The 273-nt window shown below is 63.4% G+C and carries 1 pseudogene; it reads left to right on the top strand.

Going from position 1 to position 273, the window contains the following annotated elements:
- Nucleotides 1-273 (top strand): annotated as a pseudogene (locus ACZ3HH_RS29995) (allantoin permease); the annotation flags it as partial.

Below are 273 nucleotides of genomic sequence, written 5' to 3'. Positions count from 1 at the left end.
CGCGCATCAATACCGCCAACTACTATCTGGCAACGGTCAACATGCAGGCCTTCTTCGGCAACCTGCTGGGCCTGCACGCCTCGCGCCTGGTGTGGTCGGTGGTGGTCGGCGCAGTGGTCTATGCGCTGATGCTGGCGGACGTGTTTTCCTATCTGCTCAAGGCACTGGCCTATCAGGGCGTGTTCGTGGTGGCCTGGGTGGGCGTGGCGCTGGCGCATATTCTCACCGTACCCAATCACGCTGGCACCGGCGAAGGGTCGGCCGGCATCAACC

It is taken from the genome of Pseudomonas sp. PME37.24/025, from assembly GCF_055556615.1.
Note: the sequence above shows the minus strand (reverse complement) of the source record. Positions and strands in the feature narration are given on the sequence as shown.